Genomic DNA, 14,414 nt, shown 5'->3' with positions numbered 1-14,414 from the left:
ATGCATATTGTGGTGCAGCTCACGGGGTTTGTCCGATAGCGTTCTGTGACGGGCCTGTGATTGTGCTGCGCGTGCGCGCGGCCTGGTGGGCGGGTCGAGAGGGTGAGGAGCTTCAAGTGCGGAGAGGACCCGGGAGGCGGATCGCAGCCGCACTGACGGCCGCGGTCTGCGCGACGACGGTGGCGGGCTGCGGCTCGTCCGGCGGCAGACCCGTCATCAGCGTGTACGTGCCGGCGGACAGCGCCAAGACGGTGCAGGAGGTCGCGGGCGCGTGCTCGACCGACCGGTACACGGTGGCGGGCTTCGCCCTGCCCAAGGACGCCGACGGGCAGCGGCTGCAGCTCGCGCGGCGCGTCACGGGTAACGACCACACCCTGGACATCATGGGCATGGACGTCACGTGGACCGCGGAGTTCGCGGAGGCCGGGTGGATCCTGCCGCTGCCGACCGACTTCTCCGCCAAGGTGGCGCAGAAGGTGCTGGCCGGACCGCTCAAGACCGCGACCTGGCAGGACAAGCTGTTCGCTGTCCCGGCCTGGACCAACACCGAGCTGCTGTGGTACCGCAAGGATGCGCTCGCGAAGGTACTGGGCCATCCGATCACCAGCGAGCCGAAGCTCACCTGGGACCAGCTCGTCGAGTACGCGAAGCGCAGCGGTGAGCTGGGCGGGCCCACGCAGATCGAGTCGCAGGCCGCGCAGTACGAGGGCCTGGTGGTGTGGTTCAACACGCTGCTCGAGAGCGCCGGTGGGCAGATGGTGGCCGACGACGGCAAGACCGTCACGCTCACCGACACGCCCGCGCACCGCGCCGCCACCGTCCGCGCCCTGACGATCATGAAGAACGTCGCCACCGCGCCCGGCCACGATCCGTCGTTCACCCAACTGATGGAGGATCCGGGCCGGCTGGCGATGGAGTCGGGCAAGGCGATCTTCCAGGTCAACTGGCCGTACGTGTTCGCGGGCATGCAGAAGGACGCGGCGGGCGGTTCGGTGCCGTTCCTCACCGACATGACGAAGTACGCGAACGCGGTGTCGAACCCGACCGACGCGCAGCTGCACGAGATGAACCAGCTGATCCGGCAGAAGTTCGACTTCGCGCCGTACCCGTCCGTGTATCCCGGGCAGACCGCCAAGAACACCATCGGCGGCGTGAACTACGCGGTGTCCAAGACCAGCCGACACCCGGACTATGCGTTCGCCGCCATCGACTGCCTCACCAACGCCGCGGCCGAGAAGGTCTACGCCCTCGACGCCGGCACGCCGCCCGTGTTGCCGTCGTTGTACGACGACCCCGACTTCGTGAAGGCGTACCCGATGGCCAAGCTGATCCGTGACCAGCTGCAGGCCGATACCGCCGCGGTCCGGCCGCCGACGCCGCTGTACCAGGCCATGTCGACGCTGCTGCAGGCCAAGCTCAGCCCGGTGGGGGCGTGGGACCCGGCCCAGCTCGCCGACACCCTCACCGACGCCGCGAACAAGGCCCTCAGCCAGAAGGGGCTGATCCCATGACCGACGACGATCAGCGCGGTCGGCACGCGCTGCCCGACGATCTCGTGACCAGGGCGATGCCGGTCCCCGTCGGCGCAGTGCCGGCTTCGGCCCGGCGGGCAGCCGCCGTGACCGTCGGGCCCGACGGTGACGCGCCCGCGAGGGTTCGGAAGGGCAGGGCCCCGCTGTCCGAGGGTAAGCGGGCGGAGCGGCGGCTCGGGCTGTGGCTGATCGCGCCCGCCGCGATCGTGATGCTGTTGGTCACCGCGTACCCCATCGTGTATGCGTTCTGGCTCAGCCTGCACCGGAGCTCGCTGGCGTATCCGGGTCAGGACAAGATGATCTGGCTGAGCAACTACGGCACGGTGCTGTCCGACGGCTACTGGTGGCAGGCGTTCTTCACCACCCTGTTCATCACCGTGGTGTCGGTCATGATCGAGTTCGTGCTCGGCCTCGCCATCGCACTCGTCATGCACCGCACCATCTTCGGGCGTGGGCTGGTGCGCACGCTGGTGCTGATCCCGTACGGCATCGTCACCGTCGTCGCGGCGTTCTCGTGGTACTACGCGTGGACGCCCGGCACCGGCTACCTCGCCAACCTGCTGCCCACCGGCAGCGCGCCGCTGACGCACCAGTGGCCGTCGCTGCTGATCATCGTGCTCGCCGAGGTGTGGAAGACCACGCCGTTCATGGCGCTGCTGCTGTTGTCCGGCCTGGCGCTGGTGCCGGACGACCTGCTCAAGGCCGCGGCGATGGACGGTGCCGGGCCGTGGACGCGGTTGATCAAGATCATCCTGCCGCTGATGAAGCCGGCGATCCTGGTGGCGCTGCTGTTCCGCACCCTCGACGCGTTCCGGATCTTCGACAACATCTACATTCTCACCAACGGCAGCAACAAGACCGGTTCGGTGTCGATCTTGGGCTACGACAACCTGTTCAAGGCGTTCAACCTGGGTGTGGGGTCGGCGATCTCCGTGCTGATCTTCGTGTGCGTGGCGATCATCGCCTTCATCTTCATCAAGGCCTTCGGTGCCGCCGTGCCGGGCGCCGACTCGGACGAGAGGCGGTAGGGCAGTGGCTGGTTCGATCGTAGGTGCAACCAGCGGCCGCAAGGTCGGCTGGACCGTCGCCAACCTACTGGTGATCGTGTACGCGCTGTTCCCCGTGCTGTGGATCATCTCGCTGTCGTTCAAGACCACGGCGACCGTCGGCGACGGGAGCCTGATCCCCAAGGCGTTCACGTTCGACAACTACAGCGGGATCTTCACGGGCTCGGCGTTCGTGCGGCCGCTGATCAACTCGATCGGCATCGCCTTGATCTCGACGGCGATCGCGGTCCTGATCGGCACCTTCGCCGCGTACGCGGTTGCGCGCCTGGACTTCCCGGGCAAGAAGGTGTTCATCGGGTCGGCGCTGCTGATCGCGATGTTCCCGCAGGTCTCGCTGATCACGCCGCTGTTCAACATCGAGCGCGCTCTGCACCTGTTCAACACCTGGCCGGGACTGATCCTGCCGTACATCACGTTCGCGCTGCCGCTCACGGTGTACACGCTGTCGGCGTTCTTCCGCGAGATCCCGTGGGAGCTCGAGAAGGCCGCCAAGATGGACGGCGCCACTCCGGCGCAGGCGTTCCGCTTGGTGGTCGCGCCGCTGGCCGCGCCCGGCGTGGTCACCGCGGCGATCCTGGTGTTCATCTTCGCCTGGAACGACCTGCTGTTCGCACTGTCGCTGACGTCCACCAACGCGTCGATCACCGCGCCGGTCGCGATCGCCAACTTCACCGGCAGCTCGCAGTTCGAGGAGCCCACCGGATCGATCGCCGCGGCCGCGGTGATCGTGACCATCCCCATCATCGTCTTCGTCCTGATCTTCCAGCGACGCATCGTGGCCGGCCTGACGTCCGGTGCGGTCAAGGGCTGACCCGCCGGGCCTCTAGAGAGAGCGAAAGAATATGGCAGACATCGTCCTCGACCACGTGAGCAAGACCTATCCCGACGGCTCACACGCCGTGAACGACATCGACCTCGCGATCGCCGACGGCGAGTTCATCATCCTGGTGGGCCCGTCCGGGTGCGGTAAGTCGACCACCCTCAACATGATCGCGGGCCTGGAGGACATCAGCTCCGGCGAGCTGAGGATCGCGGGGGAGCGGGTCAACGATCGCGCGCCCAAGGACCGCGACATCGCGATGGTGTTCCAGTCGTACGCGCTGTATCCGCACATGAGCGTGCGCGAGAACATCGCGTTCCCGCTGCGGCTGGCCAAGCTGCCCAAGCGCGACATCGACGCCAAAGTCGAAGACGCCGCCCGCACCCTGGACCTCACCGCGCACCTCGACCGCAAGCCCAGCCAGCTGTCCGGAGGGCAGCGGCAGCGCGTCGCGATGGGGCGCGCGATCGTCCGCAGCCCCAAGGCGTTCCTCATGGACGAGCCGCTGTCGAACCTCGACGCCAAGCTGCGTGTGCAGATGCGCACCGAGGTCTCCCGGCTGCAGAAGCGGCTCGGCACCACGATGGTGTACGTGACCCACGACCAGACCGAGGCGATGACGCTCGGCGACCGGGTGGTGGTGCTGCGCGGCGGCATCGTGCAGCAGGTCGGTGCCCCCCAGGAGCTGTACGACCGTCCCACCAACCTCTTCGTCGCGGGGTTCATCGGCTCGCCGTCGATGAACTTCCTGCCCGGGCGGCTCACCGGGACCGGCATCGACACCGCCATCGGGGCGATCCCGCTGGCCGCGGCGCCGCACATCGCGCAGCGGGCCGACGCCGCGGGCAACCGGACCGGCGAGGTCATCGTCGGCATCCGACCCGAGCACTTCGAGGACGCGCGCCTGATCGACTCCAACCAGCGCATCCGTGGCATCACCTTCACCGCCGCCGTCGACGTGCTCGAGTCGATGGGCTCCGACAAGTTCGTCCACTTCTCCCTCGGTGCTCCGAATGCGGCGGGCGGGGCGGCGGACGCGCTCGCCGAGATCGCCGCGGACGCGGGCAACGACTTCAGCACCGACGAGGTGGTCGCCCGGCTGTCCGCCGAGTCCGGGGCGGTGCGTGGCCAGCCGGTGGAACTGTTCTACGACCCGTCCAAGATCTCGGTGTTCGACCAGCACTCGGGTGTCAATCTGGCCGTGTAGGTGGCGGTTTCAGGGGGTGCGGCGTGCGGGTGTTGGCGGTGAGCGACGAGGAACTGCCCGCGCTGGCGCTGCGTTCGTCGCGGCTGCGGCCCGAGCTGATCCTCGGCGCCGGTGACCTGTCGGCCGCGTACCTCGAGTCGCTCATCGAGCGGTACCAGGTGCCGTGCGTGTACGTTCCGGGTAATCATGATCCCGACATGACGGGGTTCCGGTACAGCGCAGGTGGATTCGTGCGGGCTGGGCTACCCGCGGAGCACCCGGGGCCGCGGGGCGGGCGTAACGCGGACGCCACCGTCGTCCGAGAGGCCGGCCTCGCGGTGGCGGGCCTGGGCGGATGCATGCGCTACAACGGCGGTCCCAATCAGTGGACCGAGCGGGCGCAGGCGCGGCGCGCGCGGCGGACGCGCCGGCGCGCCCGCCGAGTACCGTCGGTGGATGTGCTGCTGACGCACTCGCCCGCCGCGGGGATCGGCGATGAGCCCGACGGCGCCCATCGCGGGTTCGCCTGCGTTGGCGACCTCGCCGCGCGCCTGCGGCCGCGGGTCCTGCTGCACGGGCATGTGCACCCGCACGGCCGCCGCCCGCCGGACCGCGGCGTCCCGCTGCCGGGTGGTGGCACCGTACCGGTGCTGAATGTGGTCGGCTACGTGTACCTCGAGCTGCCGCCAGGCGGCGGCCCAGTGACGGTGATGGAGCGCAGATATGGCGCCTGACACGGGTTTTCCCGATGCCGACGCGCGTCACGACTTCGACCGGATGCGCCGGCGGGCGGCGGTCGCGCGGCTCGCCGGCTGGATCATGCGGCAGCCCGGCGACGTGACGGAGGTGTTGCCGTACGGCGAGGTGGTGGCCGCACTGGGGTTCGTGTCCGAGCGGGCCCTGGGGCTGCAGGTGATCGAGGTCGCGGACATCGTCGGGAGTGTCGACCGCACAACCGATTTCGATCGGTACTTCCGCCCCGTCAGCCCGGCGTTGCGGGCGCGGTGGCAGCGGCTCGCGGCCGCCCAGCGGCGAGGCGAGTCGATGCCGCCGATCGTCGTGAAGCGGGTCGGTGACATGTATTTCGTGGTCGACGGCCACCATCGCGTGTCGATCGCCTTCGCGCGACACTTCGAGACCATCGACGCCTACGTCACCGAGGTGGTCACCCGCGTGTCGCCGGCGGGGATCACGGCGCGCTCCGATCTGCTGATCAAGGACCACCGCCGACTGTTCCTGTCCCGCGTGCCGCTGGCGGGGGAGCAGCGCGCCGCGATCACGATGAGGGACGCATGGGAGTACTCGGTGCTCGCGGAGATGGTGGAGGCGTGGGGTTTTCGGCTCATGCAGCAGACGGGAGAGTTCCTCGCGCGGGCCGAGGTGGCGCGCCGGTGGTTCGGCGAGGAGTTCCTGCCCGTGGTGCGGATGGCCCGTGCCGCGTCGATCCTCTCCCGAGCCACCGACGCCGAGCTGTACGTCCTGGTCGCCCGCGAGCGGTACCGCCTCGTCCGCCGGCACGTGTGGAGCGAGGAGATCATCTCGGAACTGTCGCAGCGCGGGGACCTCTCGTAGCCCGGTCGGCTCCCGTAGCGTCTTCCGCCGGCGGCTCGAGGTGCCGGAGTGTTACGGCGTCACGGCGAGCGCGGCCACCAGCCGGGCGGCGAGGTCGCCGTCACCGTCGACGGTGAACCGTTCCAGCGGCACCTCCCGGCGACCGCCCGCGCGGAGGATGAACGACTCGCGGTCCGTGGCGATCCGGGTGGCGTCGGCGGTGGGCTCGGGCAGCAGCCGCCCGCGTCCGTCGTCGCCGACGGTGGCGGTCACGACGTACCCGTCCACGTCGACTGTCACAGTGGTGCCCCGCGCGGCCTTCATGCGCTTGCCCAGCACGAATCCCAGGCTCTCCGCGAGGTATTCGGCGACGTGCGCCGCGCCGGGGGAGTCCATGCCGCCGGGCCGGCCGACAGCGCGGCGGATGTCCTGCTCGTGCATCCACACGTCCAGCGGACGGTTGCGCAGCAGCGTCCGGATCGGCCAGCCCAGCGCGCCGAACACCCCGGGCGCGGGCGCCGCCGGATCGGTGGGGGGATCGGCGGCGAGGGCGGCGTGCCGCTTCGCGGTGACCTCGCGGATCTCGGCGGTGATCTCTGCGCCGGTGCGGCCGCGGCGGTTTATCACGCCGATCTCGGTGAACGCGCTCATCGGGCCGGTGATGTGCGGGGCGGGCGGCACGTCGGCGGTCTCCTCGCCGCCCGCGAGCACCGACTCCAGGTGCGCGACGTGGCCGGCCACGGCGCGCACGTCCCAGCCGGGCAGGTCGGTCGGCAGGTCGAAGTCGGGCTCGTCCAGCTCGTCCAGCAGTGCGGTGAGGTCGGCGACAGTGCGCCACCAGATCTCGACCAGGGCGGACAGCTCGGGGTCGGGCGCCGTGGCGTCGGGCAGCGCTGCGGAGTCGGCGGAGGGCATGGGCCGACCCTATAGGGTCGGGATCTGTGAGCACCGTGGATCGGGTCCGTGAGTATCTCGTCGCGCACCAGGCGGCGCGCGGTTTCGAGACGCCCGTCTCCGCGTCCGTCACGTTCCTCGGTGTGGAGGCGGTCGAGGTGATGCGGTGGGCCGGTGTGCCCGCCGGGCGCCCGACGGTGGTCTTCGCCTCGGTGGGGTGCTCGCGACACGCGATGACCGACCCGATGGACCTCACGCCGTCGGACGACGGCCCGCGCGCCGAGATCCTGCTCGAGCTCGAGCCTCGGTCACCGGATCAGGCGGCGCTGGTCGGTGCGCACCGCAGCGTCGCATTGCTGGCAGCGTCGCCCGCGGTGGAGGGGCTGGTCCTCGCTGCCGACGCACTCGTCGATCTGTCCACCCCGCTCTGGGCGGGCGCACCGTTCACCGGCGTCCTGCTGGGCGCATCGGACGTCCCCGACCTACCGGTCCCTCCGGGTGCGGCGGTGGCCTTCCTGCGCGCCGTCCCGATCACCGCCAACGAGGCCGCGTGGGTGCGGCTCAAGGGCGCCGATGCGCTTCGGGAGGCGTGGGCCGAGGCCGGCATCGACCCGGCCGACCCGGGCCGCGCGGCCGCTTCCACGGTCTGAGCCGGTCAGCCCGGCGCTGACGCTGATCGGACGCGTCGTTCTCGTCGGAGCGTGTCGGTGTATCGAAGCCGTTGATCTACACCTGCTTCGGGCCGAGGCCGCGGCGGCCGGAGACGGCATACGTGCGTCCCATGTCGGGTTCCGCGCATGCCCGGCCGTGCCCGCGGTGCCTGGTCGAGGTACGGGACGGTAGAACAGAGGGCGTGACCTCCCGCCTGACCACAGCCGCCCGCGCAGCCTCCGCGACGCTCCTCGCCTGCGCCGTCGCCGCGGGTGCGGCGGCCTGCTCGGACGGCGGCGACGCGGCCGACCTAGGCCCCGTGCAGCGTCCACCCGCGGTGGTCGTGGGTGCCGACGGCGATGCTGCCGCACAGATCGAGGCGCAGATCTACGCCGCCGCGCTACGCAACGCAGGTGGGCGGGTGCAGGTCGAGACGTTGCCGGGTGACGACGGCGGCGCGGCGTCCGGCGGCCGCACCGGGACGGGCGATCCCGCCGTCGCAGCGGTCGAGGCGGGGACGGTGACGATGACGCCCGCCCGGACGGCTGCCTTGATCCGCCGCTACGGCGGAACGGAGGTGGGCCCGTCCGCCGAAGCGGCGCCGTCGGTCGGCGCTACGGCACAGTCAGGCGGTGCGGCACCGTCGGCCGGTACCGCACCGTCGGCCGCCCGCGCTTCGACGACCTCGGCGGGCTCGTCCGAATGGGACGCGCAGTACGTGTATCTCTCGGGCCTGCTGCCGGACGGCCTGGCGCTCGGCGACCCGACCCCCGCGCTGGACCAGCCGATGCTGTACACCCGCTCCGGCGGGGCGACGTCACTCGCGGACTGCTCCGGCATGCACGGCACCGTCGCTGTGGCGCGGACCGGCGTGGGCGCGGTCGATGCGACCGCAGAGCTGCATCGGGTGAACGACCGCTACGGGTGTGGCTTCTCCGCGGCCGAGGTGCTGCCTGCCGCGGATGCGGCCCGGGCCGTCACCAGCCGTCGTGCGGACGCGGCCGAGCTGGGCACTCTCGCCCCCGAGAACGCAGGACTCACGATGCTGACGGATCCGGACGGCCGCGTGCCCGACGATGCCGTGGTGCCGCTGTATCAGCGCGCAGCACTGACCACCGCCCAGGTGCGGTCCATGAACGCGGTGGCGGGCGAACTGAACACCGGCGACCTCGCGGCGATGGTGGCCCGCGTGGTGACGGGCGGTTCGAGCGCATCGGCAGAGGCCGGCGCGTGGCTCGTGGCGCACCCGCTCACCTGACCCGCGAGCCTCCCGACCGGCGCGGTTGCCGAGGCGAGGCGACCCGCCTGAACGCTGCTCGGGCGGGTCGCGATCCGTGTTTCTAGATGCGCTTGGACAGCTGCCGGTCGACCAGCGCGCTGATGCGTTCGTATCCCGCCCCGGTGATGCGGGCCGCGAGGTCGAGCAGCTTGGCGTCGGCGCCGATCAGTACGCGGCCGCGCCGCTTGCGGACGCCGTCCAGGATCACCTTCGCGGCGTCCTCGGCGCTGGTGCGGGCGAGGTACTTGTCGAACAGCTCGGCGGTCTTCGCCTGGTCGTGTCCGTCGGCGACTGTCGCGTTGCGGGCGATCGCCGTCTTGATCCCGCCCGGGTGCACGCAGGTGACGCCCACGTTGTGGTCCGATGCGAGCATCTCGATGCGGAGCGACTCGGTGAAGCCCCGGACCGCGAACTTGGCGGCGTTGTAGGCGCTCTGCCCGCCGACGCCCAGCAGGCCGAACAGCGACGACGTGTTGATGATGTGCGCGTCGCCGGATGCGATGAGGTACGGCAGGAACGCCTTGGTGCCGTTGACGACGCCCCAGAAGTCGATGTCCAGCACTCGGTCGTAGTCCTTGAACGAGGTCTGCTCCACGGGCGCGTGGTGCGCGATGCCGGCGTTGTTGAACAGGAGGTTGACGGTGCCGTAGTGGGCCACGACCTCCTCCGCGTAGGCCAGGACCTGCTCGCGCTCGGCCACGTTGACCACCTTGGTGTGCACCTCGGCGCCGAGCGCGCGGGCCTGCGCCGCGGTCTCCTCGAGGCCGACGGGGTCGTAGTCGCACAGCGACAGCTTCGCGCCCTCGCGTGCCAACTGCAGCGCCAGCTCGCGGCCCATGCCGGATGCGGCGCCGGTGATCACGGCGACCTTGCCGCGGAAGTTCTTCATGTGTTCAACTCTCGTGTCGGGCGACCCGGTTCGGGTCGCTGCCGGGCACCGTGTCCGGACGTCCGCCGCTGCGCCCGAGGGCATCAGCGGCTTTCCAGCGGCGCACGGTGGCGGTATGCAACCGACAGTATGGGCCCGAATCGGGGTCTGTCAACGACCTATTGAGTATGATTCAGTAGGTGACGAGAAAGACGGCCGACGCAGTACTCGGGCGCAGGCGTACCCGGATGTCCCCGGAGGCGCGGCGGCAGCAGTTCATCGAGCTCGGCCTCGCGCGCCTCGAGCACGTCGCGCTCGAGCAGGTGTCCATCGAGGAGATCGCCGCTGAGGCCGGGGTCTCGGCCGGTCTGCTGTTCCACTACTTCGACTCCAAGCTCGACTTCCAGGTCGCACTGATGGAGGAGCAGGCCCGCATCGTGGGCGACATCGCCACTCCCTCCCGCGCGCCCGGGGACCTCAGCGAGGTCATGCCGATCCTCACCGAGACCCTCGCGGCCTACGTCGACCACATCGTCGAGCACCGCCAGTCGCTGCTGCCCATACTGGCCGGTGTCTCGTGGTCGGACCCACGGATCCGGGACGCCGTGAAGGACGTCCGCGAGCAGATCGTGGCGCATTTCCTGCAGTACGCCGAGAACATCGGCCTCACCCGATCCCGGGAGTTCGTCCTCGCCATCCACGGCTGGATCGCGGTGGTCGAGGAGACCATGGTGCACTGGCTCGACGAGGAGTCCGAGTTCGCATCCATGACCCGCGACGAGATCGTCGCTCACCTCGCTACCGTCTTCATCGCGATCGCCTCCGCCGTCGGGCTGGATCTCGCGTCGGGCGCCGGCGACCGGATCATCGACATGGGTCCCATCGTCGACGACGAACCCGCCACCACCTGAGATACCCTCCGCACGCAGACGTAGAGAGGCGCCCGCAACCCGAAGGGGGTTGCGGGCGCCTCTGTCACCCAGTGCTCGCTGAGTTGCTACGCGAACGCCCCGCAGGTGTCGAGTCCCGCGTCGGCGCTCGCTACGCTCCCTACGCGAACGCCTCCTCGATGATCTGGGCCTGCTCGACCGCGTGCACCTTCGACGAACCCGAGCATGGCGCCGACATCGGACGGCGGGAGATCCGATGCAGGCGACCCAGACGCTCAGGCAACAACTCGGGCAGCGCCAGGCCGAACGTCGGCCACGCCCCCTGATTGGCCGGCTCCTCCTGGACCCATGCGACCTTGCGCGCGTTCGGGTAGCGATCCAGCGTCTCCGGCAGGCGCCGCGTCGGCAGCGGGTAGAGCTGCTCGAGCCGGACGATCGCGATGTCCTCACGGCCGTCCTTCGCCCGCCGTGCGGCCAGCTCCCAGTACAGCTTGCCCGACACCAGCAGCAGCTTGGTGACCTTGCTGCGGTCGTCGCCCGCCGCCTCGAACTGCGGATCGTCCAACACCGAGAGGAACTTGCCGTCGGTGAACTCATGTAGCGGCGACACGACCGCCTTGTTGCGTAGCATCGACTTCGGTGTGAACACGACCATCGGCCGCCGGACACCGTCGAGGGCGTGCCGCCGCAGCAGATGGAAGTACGACGCCGGCGTCGACGGCATCGCCACCGTCATCGAGCCCTCCGCGCACAGCTGCAGGAAGCGCTCGATCCGACCCGACGTGTGGTCGGGGCCCTGGCCCTCGTGGCCGTGCGGCAACAGAAGCGTCACGCTCGACTGCTGCCCCCACTTGGCTTCACCGGAGCTGATGAACTCGTCGATGACCGATTGTGCACCGTTCACGAAGTCGCCGAACTGGCCCTCCCAGCACACCAGCGTGGCGGGATCGCCCACCGAATAGCCGTACTCGAATCCGAGGCCCGCATACTCTGTCAGCGCCGAGTCGTACACCTGGAACTCGCCGGCGGACGGGCCGCCGTCCTCTCCCAGGTGGTCGAGCGGCGCGTACTCGCCGCCGGTCTTCCGGTCGATCAGGACCGAGTGCCGCTGGCTGAACGTGCCGCGCCGGCTGTCCTGGCCTGACAGGCGGACCTTGCGGCCCTCCTCGACCAGCGAGCCGAACGCGAGGAGCTCGGCGAACGCCCAGTCCACATTGCCCTCGCGAGACATCTCGTACCGGCGCTTGGCCACCGGGAGGACGCGCGGGTGCGTTGTGAAACCCTCGGGGACGTCCACGAACGCGTCGCCGATCCGGGTGATCTCCTCCTTGGGGATGGCGGTCACCAGCCGGGTCGGCAGCTCCTGGTCCTCGAGGATGGTCGGCGACGGCTCGGGGGTGAACTTCTCCAGCTCCCGGACCTCGTTGAACACCCGCTCCAACTGGCCTTGGTAGTCGCGCATGGCGTCCTCGGCCTCCTTGGTCGAGATGTCGCCACGACCGATCAGGGCCTCGGTGTACGACTTGCGGACGCCGCGCTTGGTGTCGATCACGTCGTACATGCCCGGCTGGGTCATCGAGGGATCGTCGCCCTCGTTGTGACCGCGGCGTCGGTAGCAGACGAGGTCGATCACGACCTCCTTGTCGAACGCCTCGCGGAAGTCCACCGCCAACTTCGCGACCCATACGCAGGCCTCGGGGTCGTCCCCGTTCACGTGGAAGATCGGCGCGCCGATCATCTTCGCGACGTCCGTGCAGTACTGCGTGCTGCGGGAGTGCTCGGGCGAGGTCGTGAACCCGACCTGGTTGTTGACGACGATGTGCACCGTGCCGCCGTTGGAGTAGCCCACCAGGTTGGCCATGTTGAGCGTCTCGGCCACGACGCCCTGACCCGCGAAGGCGGCGTCGCCGTGCAGCATCAGCGGCAGTACCGGGTGGTCGCCGGGCGGCGGCGAGAGCAGGTCCTGCTTGGCGTGGACGATGCCCTCGAGGACCGGGTCGACGGTCTCCAGGTGCGACGGGTTCGCGACCAGCGACACCTTGATCTCGTTGTCGCCGAACATCTGGTAGTACGTGCCCTCGGCGCCGAGGTGGTACTTCACGTCGCCGGAGCCGTGCGCCTGCGCCGGGTTCAGGTTGCCCTCGAACTCGGTGAAGATCTTGCTGTACGGCTTGCCGACGATGTTGGCCAGCACGTTCAGGCGGCCGCGGTGTGGCATGCCGATGACGACCTCATCGAGTTCGTGCTCGGCGGCCTGGTCGATCACGGCGTCCATCATCGGGATCAGCGACTCGGCGCCTTCGAGCGAGAACCGCTTCTGGCCGACGTACTTGGTGGCGAGGAAGGTCTCGAACGCCTCGGCGGCGTTGAGCTTGCTCAGCAGGTACTTCTGCGCGGCGACGCTCGGCTTGATCGTCTTGTTCTCGACGCGTTCCTGCAGCCACTTCTGCTGCTCCGGCTCGAGGATGTGTGTGTACTCCACGCCGACGTGCCGACAGTAGGCGTCGCGCAACACCGACAGGACCTCACGGAGCTTCATCCGGTCCTTGCCGTGGAAGCCGCCGACGTTGAACGTCCGGTCGAGGTCCCACAGCGTGAGGTCGTACGTGAGCACGTTGAGGTCGGGGTGCGACTCGAGGCTGTCGTTGTTGTAGCGCAGCGGGTCCACGTCGGCCATCAGGTGGCCGCGGTTGCGGTATGCGGCGATCAGCTCGAGGACGCGGGCGTCCTTGTCGACGCCGTGCGAGGGCATGTCCTGCCGCCACCGGATCGGCTCGTACGGGATGTGCAACGCCATGAAGACGTCGTCCCAGAAGTCGTCCGACAGCACCAGCTGGTGCACATGCCGCAGGAAATCGCCCGACTCGGCGCCCTGGATGATGCGGTGGTCGTAGGTGGAGGTCAGGGTGGTGAGCTTGCCCACACCCATCTCGGCGATCTTCTCCTCGCTGGAGCCCTGGAACTCCGCGGGGTACTCCATAGCGCCGACGCCGATGATGGCGCCCTGCCCCTTCATCAGGCGCGGCACCGAATGGACGGTGCCGATGCCGCCGGGGTTGGTGAGGGAGATCGTGACGCCGGCGAAGTCGTCTGCAGTGAGCTTGCCGACGCGCGCGCGACGCACGATGTCCTCGTAGGCCGCGACGAACTCGCCGAAGCCCATCGTCTCGGTGTTCTTGATCGCGGCGACGACCAGACTGCGGCTGCCGTCCTTGCCCGCGAGGTCGATCGCGAGACCGAGGTTGATGTGCGCGGGCGTGACGGCGTTCGGCTTACCGTCGATCTCCGCGAAGTGGCGGTTCATGTTGGGGAACGCCTTGACGCCCTGGACCAGCGCATACCCCAGGATGTGGGTGAAGCTCACCTTGCCGCCGCGTGTGCGGGCGAGGTGGTTGTTGATCACCACGCGGTTGTCGAACATCACCTTGACGGGGATCGACCGCACCGACGTCGCGGTGGGGACCTCGAGGCTGATGTTCATGTTCTTGACCACGGCGGCGGCGGGGCCGCGCAGCACCTTGTTCTCATCCGCGACCGGCAGTGCCGGGGCCACGGGCTTGGCGGCCGCCGTGGGCTTGGGCGTCGCGGCTGCCGGGGCGGGGGTCGCCGACGGTCTTGCCGCGGAGCTCCTCATCGGTGAGCGACTCGTATTCGTCGCCCAACGACTCGATATGGG

12 protein-coding genes are annotated in these 14,414 nt (G+C 69.5%); 9 read left to right on the top strand and 3 right to left on the bottom strand.

What is annotated here, in order from left to right; genetic code table 11:
• Positions 1–116: 116 nt before the first annotated feature.
• Genes ABD908_RS17845 through ABD908_RS17820 form a run of 6 tightly spaced genes read left to right on the top strand, consistent with a single transcriptional unit; the run spans position 117 to position 6,177 of the window.
• Positions 117–1,511 carry an extracellular solute-binding protein gene (locus ABD908_RS17845; protein WP_344998406.1) on the top strand — a complete coding sequence of 465 codons (1,395 nt, stop codon included), beginning with the start codon at positions 117–119 and terminating at the stop codon, positions 1,509–1,511.
• On the top strand, positions 1,508–2,560 hold the full coding sequence (locus tag ABD908_RS17840) for a carbohydrate ABC transporter permease (protein ID WP_344998404.1): 1,053 nt from the start codon (positions 1,508–1,510) through the stop codon (positions 2,558–2,560). Before ABD908_RS17845 ends, ABD908_RS17840 begins: the two co-directional genes overlap by 4 nt.
• A 4-nt stretch (positions 2,561–2,564) precedes the next feature.
• Entirely contained in the window at positions 2,565–3,410 is an 846-nt protein-coding gene (locus ABD908_RS17835) for a carbohydrate ABC transporter permease (protein ID WP_344998402.1), read from the top strand.
• Positions 3,411–3,441: 31 nt separating this feature from the next.
• Positions 3,442–4,626: an ABC transporter ATP-binding protein gene (locus tag ABD908_RS17830; protein WP_344998400.1), complete on the top strand. Its 1,185-nt coding sequence runs from the start codon at positions 3,442–3,444 to the stop codon at positions 4,624–4,626.
• 38 nt (positions 4,627–4,664) lie between these two features.
• Complete coding sequence (locus ABD908_RS17825; RefSeq protein ID WP_344998398.1) at positions 4,665–5,339, top strand: metallophosphoesterase family protein; 675 nt, start codon at positions 4,665–4,667, stop codon at positions 5,337–5,339.
• The gene (locus ABD908_RS17820; protein WP_344998396.1) at positions 5,329–6,177 is read left to right on the top strand and encodes a chromosome partitioning protein ParB; all 849 of its coding nucleotides are present in this window, start codon (positions 5,329–5,331) and stop codon (positions 6,175–6,177) included. Before ABD908_RS17825 ends, ABD908_RS17820 begins: the two co-directional genes overlap by 11 nt.
• 51 nt (positions 6,178–6,228) lie before the next feature.
• Here ABD908_RS17820 and ABD908_RS17815 read toward each other — a convergent pair whose 3' ends face one another.
• Positions 6,229–7,071 carry a maleylpyruvate isomerase family mycothiol-dependent enzyme gene (locus tag ABD908_RS17815; protein ID WP_344998394.1) on the bottom strand — a complete coding sequence of 281 codons (843 nt, stop codon included), beginning with the start codon at positions 7,069–7,071 and terminating at the stop codon, positions 6,229–6,231.
• A 26-nt stretch (positions 7,072–7,097) separates the two neighbouring features.
• Here ABD908_RS17815 and ABD908_RS17810 point away from each other — a divergent pair, with 26 nt between their 5' ends.
• Both ABD908_RS17810 and ABD908_RS17805 read left to right on the top strand, forming a co-directional pair.
• Positions 7,098–7,700: a suppressor of fused domain protein gene (locus ABD908_RS17810; RefSeq protein ID WP_344998392.1), complete on the top strand. Its 603-nt coding sequence runs from the start codon at positions 7,098–7,100 to the stop codon at positions 7,698–7,700.
• Positions 7,701–7,903: 203 nt separating this feature from the next.
• Positions 7,904–8,959: a type 2 periplasmic-binding domain-containing protein gene (locus tag ABD908_RS17805; RefSeq protein ID WP_344998390.1), complete on the top strand. Its 1,056-nt coding sequence runs from the start codon at positions 7,904–7,906 to the stop codon at positions 8,957–8,959.
• A gap of 82 nt (positions 8,960–9,041) precedes the next feature.
• Here the strand turns inward: ABD908_RS17805 and ABD908_RS17800 are convergent, their stop codons facing one another.
• Positions 9,042–9,869 (bottom strand): SDR family NAD(P)-dependent oxidoreductase, encoded by an 828-nt coding sequence (locus tag ABD908_RS17800; protein WP_344998388.1) that lies wholly within the window; start codon positions 9,867–9,869, stop codon positions 9,042–9,044.
• Positions 9,870–10,048: 179 nt separating this feature from the next.
• Here ABD908_RS17800 and ABD908_RS17795 point away from each other — a divergent pair, with 179 nt between their 5' ends.
• Positions 10,049–10,759, top strand: coding sequence for a TetR/AcrR family transcriptional regulator (locus ABD908_RS17795; RefSeq protein ID WP_344998385.1), 711 nt, complete (start codon positions 10,049–10,051; stop codon positions 10,757–10,759).
• A gap of 139 nt (positions 10,760–10,898) precedes the next feature.
• On the opposite strand, the gene ABD908_RS17790 is transcribed toward ABD908_RS17795, so the two are convergent.
• Positions 10,899–14,414 (bottom strand): multifunctional oxoglutarate decarboxylase/oxoglutarate dehydrogenase thiamine pyrophosphate-binding subunit/dihydrolipoyllysine-residue succinyltransferase subunit (locus tag ABD908_RS17790; protein ID WP_344998383.1); only part of this gene is annotated, 3,516 nt, incomplete at its 5' end.

Source organism: Tsukamurella soli (assembly GCF_039541155.1).
Lineage (GTDB): Bacteria > Actinomycetota > Actinomycetes > Mycobacteriales > Mycobacteriaceae > Tsukamurella > Tsukamurella soli.
Note: the sequence above shows the minus strand (reverse complement) of the source record. Positions and strands in the feature narration are given on the sequence as shown.